At 39.4% G+C, this 21,295-nt stretch carries 17 protein-coding genes; 11 read left to right on the forward strand and 6 right to left on the reverse strand.

What is annotated here, in order from left to right:
* Positions 1-480 precede the first annotated feature (480 nt).
* The 5 genes from DD649_RS01750 (at position 481) to DD649_RS01770 (ending at position 5,340) form a co-directional block, all read left to right on the forward strand.
* Complete coding sequence (locus tag DD649_RS01750; protein ID WP_294102896.1) at positions 481-1,011, forward strand: fimbrial protein; 531 nt, start codon at positions 481-483, stop codon at positions 1,009-1,011.
* Between the two features lie 101 nt (positions 1,012-1,112).
* Entirely contained in the window at positions 1,113-3,590 is a 2,478-nt protein-coding gene (locus DD649_RS01755; RefSeq protein WP_294102899.1) for a fimbria/pilus outer membrane usher protein, read from the forward strand.
* A gap of 12 nt (positions 3,591-3,602) precedes the next feature.
* Positions 3,603-4,355: a molecular chaperone gene (locus DD649_RS01760; protein ID WP_336428774.1), complete on the forward strand. Its 753-nt coding sequence runs from the start codon at positions 3,603-3,605 to the stop codon at positions 4,353-4,355.
* Entirely contained in the window at positions 4,352-4,750 is a 399-nt protein-coding gene (locus tag DD649_RS01765; protein WP_294102904.1) for a hypothetical protein, read from the forward strand. The genes DD649_RS01760 and DD649_RS01765 overlap by 4 nt, the downstream gene beginning before the upstream one ends.
* Before the next feature lie 41 nt (positions 4,751-4,791).
* Positions 4,792-5,340, forward strand: coding sequence for a hypothetical protein (locus DD649_RS01770; protein ID WP_294102906.1), 549 nt, complete (start codon positions 4,792-4,794; stop codon positions 5,338-5,340).
* A 98-nt stretch (positions 5,341-5,438) separates the two neighbouring features.
* On the opposite strand, the gene DD649_RS01775 is transcribed toward DD649_RS01770, so the two are convergent.
* The 6 genes from DD649_RS01775 to DD649_RS01800 all read right to left on the reverse strand — a co-directional run bounded on the left by DD649_RS01775 (position 5,439) and on the right by DD649_RS01800 (position 13,785).
* Complete coding sequence (locus tag DD649_RS01775) at positions 5,439-5,636, reverse strand: heavy-metal-associated domain-containing protein (protein WP_294102909.1); 198 nt, start codon at positions 5,634-5,636, stop codon at positions 5,439-5,441.
* Between the two features lie 136 nt (positions 5,637-5,772).
* A complete protein-coding gene (gene cueR, locus DD649_RS01780) occupies positions 5,773-6,246 on the reverse strand; it encodes a Cu(I)-responsive transcriptional regulator (protein ID WP_294102911.1) in 474 nt (157 codons plus the stop codon).
* A 54-nt stretch (positions 6,247-6,300) separates the two neighbouring features.
* Positions 6,301-6,561 carry a glutaredoxin family protein gene (locus tag DD649_RS01785; protein ID WP_294102915.1) on the reverse strand — a complete coding sequence of 87 codons (261 nt, stop codon included), beginning with the start codon at positions 6,559-6,561 and terminating at the stop codon, positions 6,301-6,303.
* A gap of 86 nt (positions 6,562-6,647) precedes the next feature.
* Positions 6,648-9,134: a heavy metal translocating P-type ATPase gene (locus tag DD649_RS01790; protein WP_294102918.1), complete on the reverse strand. Its 2,487-nt coding sequence runs from the start codon at positions 9,132-9,134 to the stop codon at positions 6,648-6,650.
* 284 nt (positions 9,135-9,418) lie between these two features.
* A complete protein-coding gene (locus DD649_RS01795) occupies positions 9,419-12,559 on the reverse strand; it encodes an efflux RND transporter permease subunit (RefSeq protein WP_294102924.1) in 3,141 nt (1,046 codons plus the stop codon).
* The gene (locus DD649_RS01800; protein WP_294102927.1) at positions 12,559-13,785 is read right to left on the reverse strand and encodes an efflux RND transporter periplasmic adaptor subunit; all 1,227 of its coding nucleotides are present in this window, start codon (positions 13,783-13,785) and stop codon (positions 12,559-12,561) included. The genes DD649_RS01795 and DD649_RS01800 overlap by 1 nt, the downstream gene beginning before the upstream one ends.
* A 345-nt stretch (positions 13,786-14,130) precedes the next feature.
* Here DD649_RS01800 and DD649_RS01805 point away from each other — a divergent pair, with 345 nt between their 5' ends.
* The 6 genes from DD649_RS01805 (at position 14,131) to DD649_RS01830 (ending at position 21,283) form a co-directional block, all read left to right on the forward strand.
* Positions 14,131-14,487 carry a helix-turn-helix domain-containing protein gene (locus DD649_RS01805; protein WP_294102930.1) on the forward strand — a complete coding sequence of 119 codons (357 nt, stop codon included), beginning with the start codon at positions 14,131-14,133 and terminating at the stop codon, positions 14,485-14,487.
* 120 nt (positions 14,488-14,607) lie between these two features.
* The gene (locus tag DD649_RS01810) at positions 14,608-15,006 is read left to right on the forward strand and encodes a MerR family transcriptional regulator (RefSeq protein ID WP_294102932.1); all 399 of its coding nucleotides are present in this window, start codon (positions 14,608-14,610) and stop codon (positions 15,004-15,006) included.
* Positions 15,007-15,246: 240 nt separating this feature from the next.
* Positions 15,247-17,415 carry a formate dehydrogenase subunit alpha gene (fdhF, locus tag DD649_RS01815; RefSeq protein ID WP_294102934.1) on the forward strand — a complete coding sequence of 723 codons (2,169 nt, stop codon included), beginning with the start codon at positions 15,247-15,249 and terminating at the stop codon, positions 17,413-17,415.
* Positions 17,416-17,684: 269 nt separating this feature from the next.
* The gene (locus tag DD649_RS01820; protein WP_294102935.1) at positions 17,685-18,302 is read left to right on the forward strand and encodes a 4Fe-4S dicluster domain-containing protein; all 618 of its coding nucleotides are present in this window, start codon (positions 17,685-17,687) and stop codon (positions 18,300-18,302) included.
* Between the two features lies 1 nt (position 18,303).
* Positions 18,304-20,319, forward strand: a complete 2,016-nt coding sequence (gene hyfB / locus DD649_RS01825) for a hydrogenase 4 subunit B (RefSeq protein WP_294102938.1) — start codon at positions 18,304-18,306, stop codon at positions 20,317-20,319.
* Between the two features lie 13 nt (positions 20,320-20,332).
* Complete coding sequence (locus tag DD649_RS01830; protein WP_294102940.1) at positions 20,333-21,283, forward strand: respiratory chain complex I subunit 1 family protein; 951 nt, start codon at positions 20,333-20,335, stop codon at positions 21,281-21,283.
* The last annotated feature ends 12 nt before the right edge of the window (positions 21,284-21,295 follow it).

Consider the following 21,295-nt stretch of genomic DNA (forward strand, 5'->3'; position numbering starts at 1 on the left):
TTTTTGTTTTAATTATAAAAAAATAAATTTAACCAAATTATATAACAATTGAGTATATCTAATAACATTGCATAGTGGCGCTATCGTCAAAAACTGCGTTCAATTTGTAATTAAATTTTGTGTGAATGTAAGTAAATATCTACATAAACTCCTATGGTGAGTATATGTAGATTTTTAGTCTACATGCAGCGTCTAACTTTGCTGTTTTGTTTATTTTTGATTGATTTGTATTTTTATCTATTTATTTGTAAATTTACAGAATTAAATTCTGAGTTTGTTGTGCTTTTCGCTGTTAATAGGATAAAGATGAGTCTTTTAATTATGCATTTATTAGCAGTTCAACTGAATATATTTGGTTACACTCTACGAGTCAAATACACAACTTGGGTGTATTTATATTTAATATTAGCCAGTATCATTCATCTCGTTCCCAATAATAGAAAACACTTTCAAAAATCATTAATTAATAAGGTATATAAAATGAATAAAACTTTAATCGCAATTTGCTTAGCTTTAACGACAACTTCAATTTCTGCTATTGCTGCTGATGCGGGTTCTGGAAAAATAACATTCAAAGGTGTTGTAAATAGCGGTGCATGTACTATTTCTCCTTCTGATATTAATAAAGAAGTTGAATTAGGAAGTATTTCAGCAGCAAGCTTATCGGCAGATGGTAAAGTAGGTCCATTAAATACATTTGAATTAAAATTACAAGACTGCCAATTAGACCCAGCAGCAACAGGTTCAGATTATTCTAAAGTTAAAATTGCATTTAATGGTCTATCTGATTCAAGTAAAGCAACTTTATGGGCGAATGCGGGTAGCGCAGATAACGTCGCGGTAGCTTTCTTTGATAATACAGGTAAAGCAATTAAACCAGGTGATACTTTAGAACAAGGTATGAAAACACCAGAAACAACAATTATTTTATCTGCTCAAGCTCAAGCGACTGGTGTAGCAACTGCCGGTACTATCAGCTCTGTTGCAAACTATGTATTAAGCTACGAATAATAAATTTATAGTAAATCAATACTTTTTTAATTAATTGTCTTACGCCATTTCGGCGTAAGACGTTTAATTATATTTTCCACTATTATAATAAGAGTGAGCTTATGTATTTTAAGAAAAAAAGCATTTACTATGCTATTTCACTTCTTATTAGTGGTGGATATTCTAATGCTGAAACATTTAATATCAATGCACTTAACTTATCCGCAGATGATAACGTTGACTTAAGTTATTTTGAAAAAAACGATTTAAGTGAAGGTTTGTACGAAACAGATATTGTATTTAACGATAAACGAATTATTCGTAATGAAAAAATTAAATTTATTGATAATAATGGGGTAATTGAGCCCTGTATTACTCCTGAATTACTTAAACGCCTTCCGCTAACAAATGAAGCAAAAGATAAATTAATTGCTACTCAAGAAGATAACTGTATTAACTTAAATTCTCTTGATCCTAATGTAGTGGTGGCTTTTAATGACAGTGAACAAATTCTGACTATTTCAATGCCGCAAAAGTATACCAATTTGGTTTATTCTTCTTGGGTTAGCCCTGAGATGAGAGATAGCGGTATTGCAGGGTTAATTTTTGATTATACTGTAAATAATAGTCATTATTATAGAAAAAATAGCGGTAGAAGTAATAGCGTTAGTGCCTTTGGTAATATTGGTGCCAATGTTGCGCAGTGGCGTTTTCGTGCAAATTATCAGTATGAAAATAAACTTGTTGATCCTAATGGCGATAAGCAAAGTCGCTTCGATTGGGAGCAAGTATATGCATTTAGGGATGTAGCGAGTTTGTCTGCAAAGCTATTTGTGGGTGAAGTTTTTATTAGATCTGATTTATTTGATAGCGTGCGTTTTAAAGGTGTGAGTTTCTTTACTGATGAAAGCATGATGCCTCAGAATTTGCGAGGTTATGCGCCGCAAATTACCGGTGTTGCAGCTTCAAATGCAACGGTGACTTTGTCTCAAAATGGTAGAATTATCAATCAGGTGAAAGTACCTGCGGGTCCTTTTGTCATTAAAGATCTGAATCAGTCGGTAATAGGAACTGTGGATGTTACTGTCACTGAAGATAATGGGCAAGAAACTACTTTTCAATTTACGACAACAAATATTCCATTCTTAACTCGTAAAGGGCAAGTGCGTTATAAGTTAAACGCAGGTCAATTAGCACCTAAATACAGTCATCATACCGATGATAATTTTATTACGTTAGAAACTTCTCTTGGCGTTTTTAATAATACCTCACTATTTGGTGGGCTTGTTGCAACTCAAGGAAACAAATATCAAGCTATAAACGTTGGCATAGGGCAAAACCTCGGTTTTTTAGGGGCACTCTCTGTTGATATAACACAATCCTATGCAGATGTTTTAACCGGAAGAGAGCAAGGAAAAAGCTATCGTATTAACTACGCAAAAGATTTACCGAGTATCGATGGCCAATTGACTTTAACGGGATATCGTTTTGCTGATCAAACGTTTAATTCTTTGACTAACTTTGTTGATCGGAATTTTAGTGATAATAATTTTGAAGACATCAACAAAGATAAACATGTTTTCTCACTTTCGTATGCGCAGCAATTACGTTTTATTAATGCAAGTGCCAATATAACGGCATCTCGTAAAACATATTGGAATGGTAAGCAAAATAACTACTTTAGCGTTGGGCTGAATAAATATTTTGATGAAGGCATAATGAAAGGAGGTAACATTTCGTTATCTTTAAATCAGATACGTAATGGCTATGATAAAACAGATAATCAGGTTTATCTTTCAATCAGCAAGCCATTAAATTCAGATAATGGAAATGCATCAGTGTCATATTTTGCTTCTTATAGTGATAAAGATAAGCGCTATGCGAACAATGCAAACTATAGTCGTTATGTGGATAAAAATACCAATTACAGTGTGACTGCTTCAACGCAAGATAGTTTATCTGATGCCATGGTGAGCACTTATATTTCACATAGTGGCGATTTGGGCCAAGTACAAGTGAGCGGTTCGTTGTCTGATTCAATGAATTCCGCCAGTGTGGCAATGAGTGGTTCAGTAACCGCGACACAACATGGTATTTCTGCACATCGTCTAACATATCGTGATCAATCTCGTTTAATTGTTGAGGTACCTAAAACTAAGGGACTTGTGATTGAAAATGGGAATACAACGACAAATAGTTTTGGCATAGCGACAATCAGTAACGTACCAACCTACTATAATATGGAATATAAGGTTGATATGAATAAGTTACCAGACGATGTAAACATTGAAGAAAATATTCTTGAATCTACACTTACTGATGGTGCTATCGGTTATGTGAAAATGGATGCAAATATTGGGAAGTCATTAATAACGCGTATAAAGCTTATTGATGGAAAATATCCTCCATTAGGCGCGATTGTGACTAATGGAGCAAATGATAAAGTTTCAGGAATTATTGCTGAATCTGGCATTGTTTACTTAACTGGGCTGAATATGGGCGATCAGCTGAGTGTGAATTGGGGAGATGGTCAATCTTGTTCTTTCTCCGCAGATAGTATTCTTGCTGGAAGCCGCGATATTACTTTATGTAATCACTAAGGTGGTTAAAAAATGTTGGTGAAAAAAATGACTCTATTTAAAAAAGTAATTTTTGTTGTTTTGTTATCTGGCGTAATGAGTCAAGCATATGCTGTGCTGGGCTTAGATAGAACTCGTATTATTTTTAATGAAGAAGATGGAGGAGTCAGTGTTGTTATTGAAAATCAAGACAGCGCATCCTCATTTTTAGCGCAAACTTGGATTGAAAAACCAAATGGTGAGAAATTAAATAACTCTTTGGTTGCGCTGCCATTTTTACAAAAATTAAGTCCGAAACAGAAAAAACAAATAAAAATCACTTATATGGAAGGGCAGAACCTGTTGCCACAAGATAGAGAAAGTTTACTTTATTTCAATTTATTAGGTATTCCACCTCAAGGAAAAGAATCAAGTGTGGTTCAATTTACGATTCAATCACGATTAAAACTATTTTATCGTCCAAAAGGTATTGAATATAAAATGCCTGCGGGTAACGACTTTCGACGTGATCTTTTAGTCACCAAGCAGGGTGGGAATATCAAACTAACGAATCCAACGCCATTTAATATTATTATTACGAACCTGAATGTGGATCAGCGTAAAGATAGTGATTTTCCTGAAACCATTGTTGCGCCTTTTAGTGATTCAGTTGTAAAACTAAAAAATCCGGCTTGGAATAGTTTTCATATTGGTTATATCGATGATTTTGGTGGATTACAATTTAGTCAATATCAATGTGATGCGTCACAGTCTTGTCAATTGTCATCTCATGCGAAAAGCAAATGACACTATTTTATCGAAATAGCGCAAAAATAAAAAAGCGAATCAAACAAAGTACACTTTGTTTGTTGCTAATAGCTTCAGGTAATGTTGCTTATGCAGCTGGGGCAGAATGTACTCCGAATGGTGGGCATATGTGGAATCCTGTGCCTGAAATTAATATTGATATGAATACTACTTTAGGTGAAATCTCCGCGGGAACTGAATTAGGTAAAGGATATACTGGTTTTTTTCATGGCATTGTAATTTTTCAGGGTCTAATGCAGATAGAACTATTTATTTTTATAATCAAACACCCGCAACAACGAAAGCTCTTTTATTATCGAGTGGTGTTAGACTTTATCAAAATATTTATAGTCATGAAGTTGTCGAGATTACAGCAAATAATACACCAAAGTTAACGGTCGGTTATTGGAGTCAATCCGTTGCTGATATTGCTTTCATGTATATTTACACTCTTAAACGAGGAGTAGGACCATTAAAATCATTCGATACAGGTACTTTTGTTGTGGGGTATCATGCTGATGGTACTGGACGTCGTTTAGGTGACCTTTATCATGCTCGGATAACTGGAACATTAGTTAACTATTGCCCTACGCCTATTGTTACTATGAGTGATAAGATCGTTGATTTTAAAGAGTTAACGCCAGACCAATTTAATAGTGGTAAAACGGTTAAAGAAAATTTCAATATCACTTTAACACCTGTTTCAAGCTGTCAAGCTGCGCTGGAAGTGAGTGTTAAATTCCAAAGTAATAGTGGTGTCGTGAACAGTAAATATTTGGTTTTTGAGAACGGGTTGCAAGCGACTATTACAGATAAAAGTTTAGGGCAAGAAGTTATGTTTGACCGAGACTATTATAAAGGCGCTATTTCTCAACAAGCTCCGGGTAATTATCAATACAGCGCTGAACTATCAAATAGAAATAATGAGTCGATTAAACAAGGTCCGTTTAGTAATACAGTGAATGTGTTATTTTCATATCGTTAATCATTTTACCATCTAAATGCAGCGGAAATATGAGTTAATTATTTCCACTGTATTATTATCGTAATATTAATCTTCCACTAATCTTTCAATAAATTAAACTATGCGGGATCTGCGGGATATCCGGCTGTATTTAATGCCGTACGGAAAATACTCTCTTCGAGGTTACTGTGAATTTTAACAGTTCTTGTTTCCGGCTCAGTGATTATTTGTGCATGGGCATCAATATCTAATAATGCTTTTGTGACTGATTTAGCGCAACCGCCGCAAGTCATATTGGGTATCGTTAAATTAATCATTTTGCTCTCCTAATTATTGTGGTTTCCTGAGTAATGTAAGGCTTACCAGCGTAGCAAGGTCAATGCATTTTTAGTAAATAATGTGTATTTATTTCAATAGTATTAAATATTGATTTTATATTTAATACTTTAATGATTAAGACGAAATCCGCTTATTTGATGGCAGTGATGCGTAAGCTCCAAATCGAGAGGTTTTAGTCGCGTTTTTTTCTGTATTAATTGTCGGTTCAGTTAAACTGGCAATAATCGGGCAATCAGGTTGATTATTGCCATGACAATGTTGGGTTAGCTTTTCAAGTGTTTGAGCCATGTCTTGTAATTCAGTTATTTTTTGTTTTAATTCAGTTAAATGGGTTAGTGCCATGGCTTTAACATTGGCGCTAGCTCGGTCACTATCTCGCCATAACAGTAAAAGTGCTGAAATCTGTTCAGTTGAAAAGCCAAGATCTCGGGCACGACGAATAAGATGAAAGCTCTCTACATCCGATAAAGTATAATGACGGTAACCAGCATTAGAACGGTTTGCTTTTGGAATTAATCCCGTCTGTTCATAATAACGTATCATTTTTGCTGAAATGTTAGCGAGTTTAGCTGCTTGACCGATATTCATCATGTTCTCCCATTTTGTAGGCGGATACATTTTCTTTATTAATGTAATGTTTACCTAGGTTTTTAGACCTAGTGCGACCATGAGTTTTGGTTTCTGTGATGCGAATGTGCCGTAAAATATTTGTTCGCCAATAAGTGTAATTGGCGCAACACGTACACCGGTATTTTCTTTTGCTTCCATCATGATTTTAGGGTCAGTGAGGTCGCGTTCTTCAAAAGGGAACGCATTTTGAGTCAACCACTCTTTTAACATATGACAATCAGGGCACGTGGGTGTGGTGTAAACAATAATGTTGGAATGAGATTGATTCGCCATCATTTATCCCTTTGTGTTTTAAGACTTACTTTTAGAGATTAGCCAGATCTTTCAATCTGGCTAATCGTCATGTATTTATTGGTATATTAACCTTTCATTGGTGCTTGAAAGCGTTTCAAACGTAAGGCATTACCCAGTACAAATACACTCGATAGCGCCATTGCACCGGCAGCTAACATTGGTGACAATAACGTGCCATTGATCGGGTAAAGCAAACCAGCGGCAACTGGGATTAATAAGGCATTGTAAGCAAACGCCCAGAACAGATTTTGTTTGATGTTCCGGATGGTTGCTTGACTCAGCGCAATCGCATTAACAACACCGCGTAAATCCCCCGACATTAACACTACATCGGCAGCTTCAATGGCGACATCGGTTCCGGTTCCAATGGCGAGGCCGACATCGGCTTCTGCCAGTGCTGGTGCATCGTTGATGCCATCTCCGACGAAGGCCACTTTGCTACCATTGCTGCGAAATTTTTTCAACGCGGCAACTTTACCATCGGGTAATACTTCTGCTGCGATTTCATCGATACCCAGTTGTTTTGCTATCGCAGCGGCGGTAGCGGCGTTATCACCAGTAATCATAGCGACTCGAAGACCCAGTGCATGTAAGGCTTTAATGGCTTCAGGCGTTGTTTCTTTAATCGGGTCAGCGACGGCAATAATTGCGGCTAGGCGGCCATCAATTGCGGCATATAATGGGCTTTTACCTTGCTCACCAAGGCGTTGAGCTGTTTGTTGTAGACTTGAAACATCCAATCCTAGCTGTGCCATGAATCGGTCGGCACCCACTGAAACTGCGCGGCCACCGACTTGAGCTGAAACACCAAAGCCTGGTACTGCTTCAAAGTTTTCAATTGAGGCAAAGGTGATGTCTTTTTCTTTTGCTGCGGCAACAATGGCTTCAGCAATAGGGTGCTCAGAACGCGTCTCAATAGCAGCAACAAGACTGAGTACTTCATCATATTCAAATCCATCCGCAGGCACGAGGTCAGTTAATTCTGGACGGCCCTTGGTTAATGTTCCGGTTTTATCTAATGCAACAACACTCACATCTCGCAGGGCTTGCAACGCTTCGCCTTTGCGAAAGAGAATACCAAGCTCTGCTGCACGTCCAGTACCAACCATGATAGATGTTGGTGTTGCGAGTCCCATCGCACATGGACAAGCGATAATTAACACGGCAACCGCATTAATCAGTGCAAAAGTTAGCGCAGGATTTGGGCCAAAAATCATCCAAATAATAAAGGTGATTACTGCGCCCGTCATGACCGCTGGTACAAACCACATGGTGACTTTATCAACTAATGCTTGAATCGGTAATTTTGAACCTTGGGCTTCCTCAACTAATCGGATGATCTGCGCAAGTACGGTATTTGAGCCAATTTTAGTGACGCGAAAACTGAATGCGCCAGTTTTGTTAATTGTTCCACCAACAACATCAGAGCCAATTTCTTTTGATACTGGAACAGGTTCGCCGGTGATCATACTTTCATCAACGTAAGATGCGCCTTCAATAACCTCACCATCGACTGGAATTTTTTCACCTGGACGGACAAAAACAATATCGTTTGTTGTCACATCATCCAGTGGAATTTCAATTGTTTCTCCGTTACGTTCAACACGAGCGGTTTTAGCTTGAAGCCCCACAAGGCGTTTAATCGCCTGAGATGTTTTTCCTTTAGCGCGCGCTTCTAACGTACGACCTAGCAAGATTAACGTGACGATCACCACGGCAGCTTCAAAGTAGACATTTGCCGTTCCAACCGGTAATACTTGTGGAATAAAGGTAGCAACAACGGAATAACCGTAAGCGGCAATTGTACCAACAGCTACCAGTGAGTTCATATCAGGCGCACCGCGAAATAAGGCTGGAATACCTTTGCGGAAAAAACGCATCCCAGGGCCAAATAAAACAATCGTTGCTAAGATAAACTGTATATACCAGTTTGTTTGTTGGCTCATGACTTTCGACACGAGCTCGTGTACGCCGGGAATAAAGTGCGATCCCATTTCAATAATGAATACGGGTAGCGTAAAAATAGCGGCAGTCAATAAAGCGCGACGTAATGAACGTTCTTCATTATCACGACGCTCATCTGCTTGGTCATTGCTACTGGTTGTTCCCGCCGATATTCGACGAGATTTATAACCCGCTTGCATAACCGCAGCTTCTAAATCATCAATAGTGACAGCACCCGAAAGGTGGCGGATACGGGCGCGTTCAGTCGCTAGATTCACCGTAGCTTCCAATACACCGGGCACTTGAGCTAAAGCTTTTTCAACGCGACCGACACAAGAAGCACAGGTCATTTCTTCAATCGTGAGTTCGGTGATTTCTTCGCGAACCGTATAACCTGAATTTTCAATTGCTCTTACTGCTGCAAGGGGATCTGCCGCGCCAGTGAAGGTAATATCAGCACGTTCTGTCGCAAGGTTAACCACGGCAGTGCTTATTTCTGGAACTGCTTTTAAAGCACGTTCAACACGACCGACACAAGATGCACAGGTCATGCCTTCAACCGGTAAACTTATACGGTTGGATGTGGATGGAGAGATATTCGTATTCATTATTTTGCCTTCTTGAATAGGTTGTTGAGTGAAAGCATAAGGTTTCCCTTAAGGGTAAGGTCAAGGTTTTTTTATTTTTATTTAATGAATAAATTGATGTTTGAACAATTATGGTGTGTTTCTAAGATGGAAATATGACCGATTTTTATTTTATTATATTTATAATCAATAGGTTAATTTATGTCATGAAAACTAAGGCAACAAAGTGTATTAAAAAAATATTTTATTCACTAGGTAAAATCTACCCAGTGAATAAAGGTTTTCGTATTATATCAAATTATTTGTTATAGCGACTTTCTGAGTGTTAACTTACGGACAATAACGTAAAAAACGGGTGTCAGTATTAAGCCAAATAATGTCACGCCTAACATACCAAAGAAAACAGCAATACCCATGGCTTGTCTCATTTCAGAACCGGCTCCGCTCGCCAAAACTAATGGAATAACACCTGCGATAAATGCAAACGATGTCATTAATATTGGGCGTAATCGCAAATGTGCGGCTTCTAAAACAGCTGCGATAGGGTCGGCTCCTTGTTTTTCTTGTGCAATAGCAAATTCGACAATTAGTATGGCATTTTTGGCGGCGAGTCCCACAAGGACAATAAAGGCGATTTGCGTAAAGACGTTGTTATCACCATTGAACAGCCATACACCCGCAATCGCAGAAAGTAATGCCATTGGTGCTATCAATAAAACAGAGAAGGGCAGTGACCAACTATTATATTGGGCAGCAAGGATCAAAAAGGCAAATAAAACGGCTAATGGGAAAATATATAATGCCGAATTACCACTCAATTGCTCTTGGTAAGTTAAATCAGTCCATTCATAAGTCATACCTTCCGGTAAGGTTTCTTGCAAGATTTTTTCAATAGCGTCGGTTGCTTGTCCAGAAGTAAAGCCCGGTGCGGCGTTTCCTGTAATATCTACCGATGGAAAACCATTATAGTGAATGATGCGATCTGGCCCTGTAGTACGTGTAATGTTAACTAATGTGCCTAGCGGGATCATGTCACCGTGTTTATTGCGTACTTGCAATAATTCAATATCTTTAGCATCCATTCTAAATGGCGTGTCTGCCTGAACGACAACGCGATAAGTTCGGCCAAATCGATTGAAGTCATTAACATATAATGATCCAAGATTGATTTGTAGTGCATCAAAAATATCGGTTAATTCCACACCTTGTGATTTTGCTTTTACGCGGTCTATATCAACATCTATTTGTGGTGAATTGGTTTGAAAACTGGCCATCATCCCTGTGAGTTCAGGTGTTTGCATCGCCTTCATTAAAATTTGTTCTTGTACTTTAGCTAACGCTTCAAAACCAAGATCGGCTCTGTCCTCTATTTGGACTTTAAATCCGCCCATAGCACCTAATCCTGGTACAGGCGGTGGTGGGAAAATACCCACGAAACCGTCAGGAATTTGACTAAATTTCCCCATTAATTTACCCGCAATGGCATTCGCAGAAAGCGATGGGTCGGTGCGCTCGTCAAAAGGTTTAAGCATCGCAAACATCAAGGCGGAGTTAGGAATATTAACGGGCCCATTAACGGATAAACCGGGGAATGCGACCACGTGTTCAACACCGGGCTCGGCAAGTGCAATGCGTGACATTTCTTTTACCACGGCTTCGGTTCTATCGAGTGAAGAACCTGGCGGTAATTGTGCAACGCCAATTAAGTAGTATTTATCTTGTGCGGGAACAAAACCGTTAGGGACAACGTTAAAACCCAGTGCGGTTAATCCAATAAATCCGAGATACAGAGTCAGTATAATAAGGCTGCCTCGAATGCATCGACGGATTAATTGAACATATTTTTCTGACAACTTATTAAAGAAGAGATTAAATTTGGCAAAAAAAGCACCGAATATCAGATTAATAATACGTGTCAGCCAATCTGTTTTTACATTTTTACCGTGGGGCTTAAGTAACATTGCACAAAGTGCTGGTGCTAAGGTTAATGAGTTAATCGCGGATATAATGGTTGAAATAACAATGGTTAATGAGAATTGTCGATAAAACTCTCCTTGTAACCCCGATAAAAATGCGGTGGGAATAAATACTGCGGCTAGCACAGAGGTAATCGCTAAGATTGGGCCCGTTACTTCATCCATCGCTTTGAATGCAGCTTCTCTGGGCGCTAACCCTTCGGTTATATGCCTTTCCACATTCTCGACGACAACAATGGCATCATCGACCACGATCCCTATCGAAATGACTAATCCAAATAGGGATAGCGTATTTAAGGAGAAACCAAATAAATACATAAAGGCAAATGTGCCGATTAATGAGACGGGGACGGCGACCAGTGGAATAATCGAGGCGCGCCAGCTTTGTAAAAATAAAACCACCACTAAAACGACTAAAATAGTCGCTTCAAGTAAGGTTATCGCAACTGATTTTAATGAAGCACTGACAAAAACCGTCGGGTCGTAAGCGATTTTATAATCGATACCGTCAATAAAATTAGCCTGTAAGCGTGACATAGTCTCGCGTACAGAGCGGGATACATCTAAAGCGTTAGCGCCTGGGCTCATCACAATTTGTAAGCCAACGGCATTTTGACCATCAAGCAGGCTACGTAATGAATAATTATCTGCACCTAACTCCATTCTAGCCACATCTTTCAGGTACGTAATTTGGCCATTTTCGCCAGCTTTGATAATAATATTGCCAAACTGTTCTTCTGTTGTCAGCCTGCCCAGTGCATTGACACTGATTTGAAATGAGGATGTGCTATCCGGTTGCTGTCCAATAGAACCTGTTGCGACTTGAATATTTTGCTCACGAATGGCGGCGACAATATCATTTGCAGTCAGCCCCACTGATGCCACTTTTGTTGGGTCTATCCAAGCCCGCATTGCATATTCACCTTCCCCCCAAACCACGGCGCTTGCGACACCGGAGAGTTTAGCAATTTCATCTCGCACATTTAACATGGCATAGTTAGAGACAAACAGTGAATCGTAGACATCATTTGGGGAATACATATGGACAACCATCAGGACATCTGGAGATGTTTTCTCTGTTGTCACGCCAATTTGTTGCACTTCTTGAGGCAATCTTGGCAGTACTCTAGAAACTAAATTTTGTACTTGAATTTGGGCAATGTCAGGGTCAACACCTTGCCCAAATGAAATGGTTAAAACCATTTTTCCATCAGTTGACATCTGAGAGCTCATATAGAGCATCCCTTCTACGCCATTGACGGCTTGTTCTATCGGTGCGGCAACAGTGTCTGCGATAACTTTAGGTGTTGCGCCCGGATAACTTGCAACCACCTGAACTGTCGGTGGTGTAACGGATGGATATTCGCTTAATGGCAATTTAAAGAAGCTAAGAATACCGGCTATCAAGATAAATATGGATAAGACAATGGCAACAATGGGCCGTTGAATAAAAAAATGGGGAAATTTCATTATTTGTTTTCCTCCGTTTTATTTTTGTTGGTCATATTGTTTTCAGCCAGATTGCTATCAGCCAATGGTGATTGCATTGGAATTTCGTTAGGCGTAACTTCCATTCCCGGTCTGACAAGACCTTTGATAATGATTTTTTCACCTTGTGCTAAGCCCTTATTGATGACTCTTAAGCCATCTTTCATCGCACCGAGTTCGACTTGTCGATATTCTGCTTTGTTATTTTTATCAAGCACTAATACATAGTTTTGTCCTTGGTTGGAACCGATTGCTTGTTCATCAATGAGAATTGATGGCGCTTTGTTACCAATAGGAAGTTGAACGCGAATAAAGGAGCCGGGGGTGAGTTTGCCATCTTCATTTTTAAGTGAGGCTCGCACTTTGACTGTCCCTGTTGCTCGGTCAATTTGATTACTGATAAAATTGAGCGTGCCTGAATGAGGATAATTTTGTTCATTAGGTAAACGAATATTCACCGAAGGTAATGCGACATCTTGCTTTGATTTTGGAGTGAACTGTATAGCTGAAAGTTGATGAAAGGTGGTTTCATCAATATCAAAATAGGCATAGATAGGGTCAATTGAAACAATTGTCGTTAACAGTGTGGCAGTATTGATATCACCGCCTGTCACAAGGTTGCCTTCTGTTATTAACGCTCTATCAACTCGGCCAGTTATTGGCGCGGTAACTTGCGTATACGATAAATTTAATTTAGCGGCTTCAACTGTGGCTTTGGCAGATTTAACTTGAGCATTATTGACGGTACGATTAGCGTGTGCATCATCGTAATCTTTACGAGAAACGACGCCCTTATCAACCAGGCCTTTGATTCGATTGTAATTTTTATTTGCTTGAAAGGCTAACGCTTCAGCTTGACTAAGTTGTCCTATCGCTTCATTCAATGCAATTTGAAAAGGCAGAGGGTCTATTTGAAAGAGTAAATCCCCTTTTTGAATAATTTGCCCTTCAGGCAAGTTAATCGCATTAATTCGACCACCGACTCGGGCACGTAAATCAACTGTTTTAGGTGCAGCTAAGTAACCTGTAAATTCGGAAGAGGGAATAATATCCCGTTGAATAACCTCAGCGACAGGTACTTGGGGAAGCATGATGGCGCTAGTGCTTTCTGGCTGACTATCATTATTATTATTTTCTTGTGCAGCAGATTGCCCACCCAGAGTGATAGCTGTAAAGAGCGCTGCATATACGCCAATTTTCATTTTCATAAAAAACCTTGCCTGATTAAATAAAGGAATTGTTAATTCGGATGTTATTGAATAAATTCTTTGCAAGGGTAAAGGTTACAGTCGCTGTAAAGTCAATAGTTTTAATTAAATGAAAAAAAATAAAAGATGGTAAGTTTACATTTGATATGGATTTTTAATATGCTGATTTATTTTATTTTGATGAGGAATTAAATAAAGGCTACTGTATAAAAAATTAAAATAATCTTCTGAACTATTGACCTTGTATCTACTTTAAGGTTTTAAATGACTTTAAAGTAACTTAATTATATTTAAATTAAATAGAGTTTAAAATGAAATCAATCATGACGGTCATTGAGGTGTTTAATGATGAATAATAATGCACTAAGAGAAAATATCGTGAATGATATTATTATTTGGATTGATGAAAATGTTGATAAACCTCTCGATATTGAAATAATCTCTGAAAGAGCAGGTTATTCAAAATGGCATTTTCAGCGGATATTTAAACATGTGGTTGGCGTTAACTTAGGTGAATATATTTTAAATATCAGGCTATTAAAGGTCTCGTCTGATCTAAAGAAAACCAATGATAAAATTATTGATATTGCATTTCGATATGGCTTTGATAGTCAGCAAGAGCTAAATCGTGCATTTAAAAGAATCTTGAAAGTGACACCGGGCAAGTATCGAAAAGAAACTGTACTACGCTACGATGCTTAATTTGAATCATGATATTAAAAATTAATAAATGCTTATTTACTATTTTTCTTGACCTTACAATGACGGCAAGGTTTAAGATTGTTAGCATATTTTTAGATTGAAATTATTTGAGGTGAATAAATGAAAATAGGTGAGATGTCAGATTTATTTAAAATTCCAAGGGAAACTATTCGTTTCTATGAACGTGAAGGGCTAATGTTACCTCCCAATAGAAATAATAATAACTATCGGAGTTATAGTGAAAATCATGTTGAACGTTTAAGGTTTATAAAAAACTGTCGAAATTTTAATATGTCGCATCGTGAGATCAAAAAATTACTCAATCTTATTGATAATAATAATGCGGGTTGTGAATTAGTCGAAGAGGTCGTTTTGAGTCATTTATCCAGTATTAGAGAAAATATTGAGAAGTTGAAGCGGTTAGAGAAAGATTTGGTTATTTTACAAGTTCATAGCAAGAATATGGATATTAATGATAAATGTGGGATCATTAAAAATCTGTTATCTCGGGAGATTTAACTATTGATGAGATGATTAATTTTTTATTCCAAAACAGTAAAAATTCCCTATCTTGCATACTTTTTATTCCAATTTTAAACTTTAAATTATTTTCGTCAAAAATGTCGACGCTCAGTTTGAACATTAAGTTGTATTCCTATCATATTGATTAATATTCATTATTTTATTGGCATATTTTGTGCATTATTTGAGTTTCTTTTTCTTACTCTTTTACTCCCTAGTTAGGGGAAAGGACTTCAAATGAAAAAAGTTATATCTGTATGCCCATACTGCGGCGCTGGTTGTAAATTAAATCTCTGTGTTGAAAACGGCAAAATAATCAAAGCTGAAGGCGCTAATGGCGCTACAAATCAAGGACAACTCTGTTTAAAAGGTTTGTATGGCTGGGATTTTCTTTATGATAATAAATTACTAACTGCTCGCATTAATCAGCCAATGATCCGCAGGGAAAAAGGGGCGCCATTTGAAGTTGTCAGTTGGCGTGAAGCCATTAATTATACCGCCCATAAATTAAAAGAAATCAAAGAAAAGTATGGCGCTAAATCCATTATGTGCACGGGTTCTTCTCGTGGTACGGGTAATGAAACCAATTTTGTCATGCAAAAATTTACCCGTGCAGTGTTAGGCAATAATAATGTCGACTGCTGCGCGCGAGTTTGCCATGGCCCTTCTGTGGCAGGGTTACAGGTCACATTGGGGAATGGCGCCATGAGTAACTCAATCGCCGATATTGAGAACTCGGATTGTTTATTAGTTTTCGGATATAACTGCGCAGACTCTCACCCAATCGTTGCTAGGCGAGTGATAAAAGCTAAAGAAAAAGGGGCTGAAATTATTGTTTGCGACCCGAGAAAAATAGAAACAGCAAAAATAGCCACACAATATCTTCCGCTAAAGAATGGGACCAATATGGCATTAGTGAATGCCTTTATTTATACCCTGATAGAAGAAGAACTTTATGATAAAAATTATGTTAATCAGTTTACTGAAGGTTTTGAAGACGTTAAACAAATAGTACAGGATTATAGTCCGGAAGCGGTTCAGGATATTGTCGGTATTCCTGCATTACAAATTCGTCAGGCGATGCGAACTTACGCTAAAGCTAAAACAGCGACCATTATGTGGGGAATGGGCGTGACCCAATTTGGACAAGCCGTTGATGTAGTTAAAGGTCTTTCTAGCTTAGCGCTGATGACGGGAAACCTCGGAAAACCGAATGTGGGCGTTGCGCCTGTTCGCGGACAAAATAATGTTCAAGGTGCTTGTGATATGGGGGTGTTACCTAATCTATTCCCCGGTTATCAGGAGGTCACAGATGAAAGCGTACGTCAAAAATTTGCAAAAGAGTGGGGAATTTCGTCTGAGCAGCTTGACCCTAACGTAGGTTATCGAATTACTGAAGTACCTCATTTAGCTATTGAAGGAAAGGTCAAAGCTTATTACATCATGGGTGAAGACCCATTACAGACAGAAGCAGATTTGAATCTAGTTCGAAAAGGTTTTGAAGCACTCGAGTTTGTTGTCGTTCAAGATATTTTCATGACCAAAACGGCAGAACAAGCCGATGTTATTTTACCTTCAACCAGTTGGGGTGAACACGGTGGTATCTTCACTTGTGCTGACCGTGGATTTCAACGATTTGAGAAAGCGATTGAGCCAGTTGGTAATGTTAAACGAGATTGGGAAATTATTTGTTTGATAGCGACAGAAATGGGTTATCCAATGTCGTACACCGATAATAAACAAATTTGGGATGAAGTTAGAAAACTTTGTCCGCTATTTTTTGGTGTGACCTATGAAAAATTAGCCGGATTAGCGCATATTCAATGGCCTTGTCCAACTGAAGATCATATGGGAACGCCTTACCTCTATAAGGACAACGTATTTGATACGCCTTCAGGTAAAGGGCTACTTTTTGCAACCAATTGGCGCGCTCCTGCGGAATTACCGGATGAAACATACCCGTTGATCCTTTCAACGGTTCGTGAGGTTGGCCATTATTCTTGTCGCTCAATGACCGGAAATTGTAAAGCGCTCGCATCTTTAGCGGATGAGCCGGGTTATGTTCAAGTTAATCCCGAAACCGCGAAAAAAATAGGCATTAAAGATCAAGATATCGTTTGGGTTGAGTCTCGTCGGGGAAAAGTTATGTCTCGTTGTAGTATTAATGAAACTATCAATAAGCCCGCCATTTATATGACTTACCAATGGTGGGTTGGAGCTTGTAATGAATTGACGCAAGATAATCTTGATCCTATTTCAAAAACGCCAGAAACTAAATATTGCGCCGCAAGGATTGTCAAAATTAACGATCAAAAATCCGCAGAAAGCCTCGTGACTTCGAAATATGTCGATATGCGTTCGCGACTGATTAATTTGGTTGAGTCAGCCGAAAGCCAAATACAATAAAACCTAAATAGAGAACCTAAATAAAGAGTGGCTACGGTGTGATTAATTCACACTGTGGCCATTTTGCTATTCAGTTTGTCCATTTCATTTTCACAGATTTCGCTTCCTCACTTCACTGCTTGTCGTCATTAGTGTCGATTAAGCGGTATTTATCATTCCATTATTTCATAACAAATTGATTTTATTGCTAATAATTTATGGCATGAAAAATGCTTAGTTAATGGCATCAATCCTAATGACTTGACAGATTTTATTGGAGGGTAAGGCGAATGAATCGCTTTGTTATTGCCGACCCACAATTATGTATCGGATGTAATACCTGTATGGCGGCGTGCTCAGAGACGCATAAAGTTCAGGGATTACAAACATATCCGCGACTAAAAGTGGTGAAAATTGGAGAGCTGACTGCACCTATGCTCTGCCGCCAGTGTGATGATGCTCCATGTGCTCGTGTGTGTCCGGTGAATGCCATCACCCACGAGAACAACATGATTGTGCTGAATGAAAGTCTTTGTATAGGCTGCAAATTATGCGGTCTAGTTTGCCCATTTGGGGCAATCACCCCATCAGGCAGTAAACCTGTGGATATGCCTGATTTCTTTGAACAATATGTTCCCAAAGAAATGTTATTGGATGTTCCTGACAGCTTACCAACGATGAACCCGTTTTTGGCATGGAATGCTGGTATTCGTAATGTCGCTGTGAAATGTGATTTATGTGACTTTAGCGAAGAGGGCCCAGCTTGCGTGAAAGTGTGCCCAACTGACGCTCTCCATATTGTTGAAGAGAACCAATTAGAAAATGAAAATGCGAAACGACGCAATGCATCGGTCAATGTGATGCCGCCAGAGTTCGACATTTTTGTCTCAGGACAGGAGAACTCATAACATGACGTCGCTTCAGTTACTCTTGTGGTCAATCTCCCTTTATTTTGCTGGTGGCTTCATATCATTGCTATTTAAAAGACAAGAAAAAATAGCAATTTATGTCGCTGGTATTGCAGCAATAATTGGCGGGCTCCTCGGTTTAATGAGTTCAATTCCTGTGTTGATGAATGGCGAGGTATTGACCTATTTTGCGCAAGGACCATTCCCATTTGCGCATTTTGTGGTTCGTTTTGATAGCCTCGCCGCTTTTATGGTGATGGTGATTTCATTACTTGTAACCGTCAGTGCTTTATATTCATTGAATTATGTTCAGGAATATTGTGGACGAGGCGCATGGAGCATGGGGTTCTTTTTGAACCTATTTGTTGCATCAATGGTTGCACTGGTCGTTATGGATAACGCTTTCTATTTCATTATTTTATTTGAAATGATGTCATTAGCTTCTTGGTTTCTGGTTATTGCTGACCAAGATGAAAAATCTATCCGTGCTGGCTTACTGTACTTCTTTATTGCTCACGCCGGTTCTATCCTCATCATGATTGCTTTCTTCTTGATGTGGCGTCAAAGCGGTAGCTTAGATTTCGACTCCTTCCGTCAACTTTCACTTTCACCAGCGATGGCTTCTATCGTCTTTTTATTGGGTTTCTTCGGTTTTGGTGCCAAGGCGGGGATGTTGCCTTTGCACAGTTGGTTACCGCAAGCTCACCCAGCCGCACCTTCTCATGCTTCCGCGCTGATGTCTGGTGTGATGGTTAAGATTGGTATCTTTGGGATCATCAAAGTCGGCATCGATTTGTTAGGTGCAACGCAAGGTTGGTGGGGAATTGTAGTACTTGCTTTTGGGGCCGTATCTTCCGTTCTTGGGGTTATGTACGCCTTAGCAGAACATGATATCAAGCGTTTGCTTGCTTGGCATACAGTAGAAAACATCGGCATCATTTTGATGGGCGTTGGCGTTAGTATGGTCGGTATGGCAAATAACATGCCAGTGTTGGCGACTATTGGTCTACTTGGTGCGCTTTATCACTTACTCAACCATGCGGTATTTAAAGGCTTGCTATTTCTCGGTGCTGGTGCGGTGATTTACCGTATTCATACTCGTGATATGGATAAGATGGGGGGCTTAGCCAAGTTAATGCCGCTCACTGCGACGGCCTTTTTAATTGGTTGTATGGCCATTTCTGCATTACCGCCACTCAATGGTTTTGTGAGTGAGTGGTACACCTATCAATCCCTATTTTCTATGAGCCATGAAGGCACTTTCATTATGCGTATCAGTGGCCCAATTGCGATTGTGATGTTAGCCATCACAGGTGCTCTTGCGGCAATGTGCTTTGTGAAAGTCTATGGCGTGAGTTTTTGTGGTGGTGCGCGTAGCGAACAAGCAACCCATGCACGAGAAGTACCTTGGACCATGACTGTCGCGATGATTATTCTTGCGGCAATTTGCGTCATTTTAGGTGTGGGTGCGAGTGTGATTGCACCTGTGTTAGCCAATGTCGCGATGTCATTGACCAGTGCAACGGATATCACGGTTGTTCAAGGTACGATGCTAATACCTGATAGCGCGTCTCAAGCGATGATATCACCTGCTATGACTTTTGTGCTTCTACTCGCCTTACCTGTGATCCCATTTATTATTTATATGGTTTTCAAAGGCAAACAACTCGGTTTTCGTCGTAAAGGCGATGCATGGGCTTGTGGTTATGCATGGGAAAGCGATATGTCCGTATCTGCGGGTGGATTTACTCAGCCGCTTCGTTCTATGTTCGCACCCTTGTATCGGATGCGTAAACAGCTCGATCCGTCAGCGAAATTGGCTCAGGCTTTAGAAGTGACTAAAGCAGGGGCAGGGAAAGTCGAACCTTTCTGGGATGAAAGTATTATTTATCCTCTAGTGCGCGGTATCAATCGGTTTGCCAAACGAATGCAGTGTCTTCAAGGTGGGGATTTTAGACTTTATTGTCTCTATGTCGTTGCGGCGTTAGTCGTTTTACTTGTCGTCATTGCGGCGTAAGGAGAGAGAAACCATGTCTATTCAAGAAACACCGACATTGATGACAGGACTCTTTGCAGTGGTTCAAGCGGTATTTTTACTGCTATTAACACCATTGTTTACTGGTATATCTCGTCAAATTCGCGCCAAAATGCACTCTCGTCAAGGACCCGGCGTTTTACAAGATTATCGTGATATTTTTAAATTGTTGAAGCGTCAGTCCGTCGCACCGCGTGATTCAGGAATGGTCTTTTGTATCATGCCTTATGTATTACTCGGTAGTATGTTGTTATTAGCGATGGCACTGCCTGTCTTTACGATCACTTCACTGTTTAGTGGCGCATCTGACATCATTATTGTGTTGTATGTTTTTGCGCTATTTCGCTTTTTCTTTTCGCTCTCAGGTTTAGATACCGGAAGCCCATTTGCAGGTATCGGTGCCAGCCGTGAATTGACGCTTGGTGTTTTGGTCGAACCTACTTTATTTCTTGGTTTGTTAGTTGTCGCATTAATTGCAGGCTCAACCAACATCGGCGCTATTAGTGCGGTGATGAATGAGGGCTGGATATCACCAACAGCAACGCTCCTTGCACTATTAGCTTGTGGTTTTGCCACTTTTATTGAAATGGGCAAAATTCCCTTCGATGTGGCGGAAGCTGAGCAAGAATTGCAAGAAGGACCGCTTACTGAGTATTCAGGATCGGGTTTGGCGTTAGTGAAATGGGGTATAGGTCTGAAACAAGTGATCGTCGCAGTTTTGTTTCTGTCTATTTTCTTTCCCTATGGTAATGCGAGCGAATTGACAATAGTCAGTTTGCTATTTGCCATCGTCATCATGCTCATAAAATTGTTGGTTATTTTCGTTCTGGCATCGTTAGTCGAAAATAGTTTGGCTCGTGGTCGTTTCTTACTGACGCACCATGTGACTTGGTTAGGATTCGGTGTTGCGGCACTTGGATTCGTGTTCTATCTCACCGGTCTATAAGGAGCGACAAAG

It is taken from the genome of Providencia sp. (assembly GCF_003533305.1).
In the GTDB taxonomy this organism is placed as follows: Bacteria; Pseudomonadota; Gammaproteobacteria; order Enterobacterales; family Enterobacteriaceae; genus Providencia.

Coding starts and splice junctions, on each gene's coding strand:
- DD649_RS01750 (WP_294102896.1), top strand. CDS start 481: ATGAATAAAACTTTAATCGCAATTTGCTTAGCTTTAACGACAACTTCA.
- DD649_RS01755 (WP_294102899.1), top strand. CDS start 1,113: ATGTATTTTAAGAAAAAAAGCATTTACTATGCTATTTCACTTCTTATT.
- DD649_RS01760 (WP_336428774.1), top strand. CDS start 3,603: ATGTTGGTGAAAAAAATGACTCTATTTAAAAAAGTAATTTTTGTTGTT.
- DD649_RS01765 (WP_294102904.1), top strand. CDS start 4,352: ATGACACTATTTTATCGAAATAGCGCAAAAATAAAAAAGCGAATCAAA.
- DD649_RS01770 (WP_294102906.1), top strand. CDS start 4,792: ATGTATATTTACACTCTTAAACGAGGAGTAGGACCATTAAAATCATTC.
- DD649_RS01775 (WP_294102909.1), bottom strand. CDS start 5,636: ATGATTAATTTAACGATACCCAATATGACTTGCGGCGGTTGCGCTAAA.
- cueR (WP_294102911.1), bottom strand. CDS start 6,246: ATGAATATCGGTCAAGCAGCTAAACTCGCTAACATTTCAGCAAAAATG.
- DD649_RS01785 (WP_294102915.1), bottom strand. CDS start 6,561: ATGGCGAATCAATCTCATTCCAACATTATTGTTTACACCACACCCACG.
- DD649_RS01790 (WP_294102918.1), bottom strand. CDS start 9,134: ATGAATACGAATATCTCTCCATCCACATCCAACCGTATAAGTTTACCG.
- DD649_RS01795 (WP_294102924.1), bottom strand. CDS start 12,559: ATGAAATTTCCCCATTTTTTTATTCAACGGCCCATTGTTGCCATTGTC.
- DD649_RS01800 (WP_294102927.1), bottom strand. CDS start 13,785: ATGAAAATGAAAATTGGCGTATATGCAGCGCTCTTTACAGCTATCACT.
- DD649_RS01805 (WP_294102930.1), top strand. CDS start 14,131: ATGATGAATAATAATGCACTAAGAGAAAATATCGTGAATGATATTATT.
- DD649_RS01810 (WP_294102932.1), top strand. CDS start 14,608: ATGAAAATAGGTGAGATGTCAGATTTATTTAAAATTCCAAGGGAAACT.
- fdhF (WP_294102934.1), top strand. CDS start 15,247: ATGAAAAAAGTTATATCTGTATGCCCATACTGCGGCGCTGGTTGTAAA.
- DD649_RS01820 (WP_294102935.1), top strand. CDS start 17,685: ATGAATCGCTTTGTTATTGCCGACCCACAATTATGTATCGGATGTAAT.
- hyfB (WP_294102938.1), top strand. CDS start 18,304: ATGACGTCGCTTCAGTTACTCTTGTGGTCAATCTCCCTTTATTTTGCT.
- DD649_RS01830 (WP_294102940.1), top strand. CDS start 20,333: ATGTCTATTCAAGAAACACCGACATTGATGACAGGACTCTTTGCAGTG.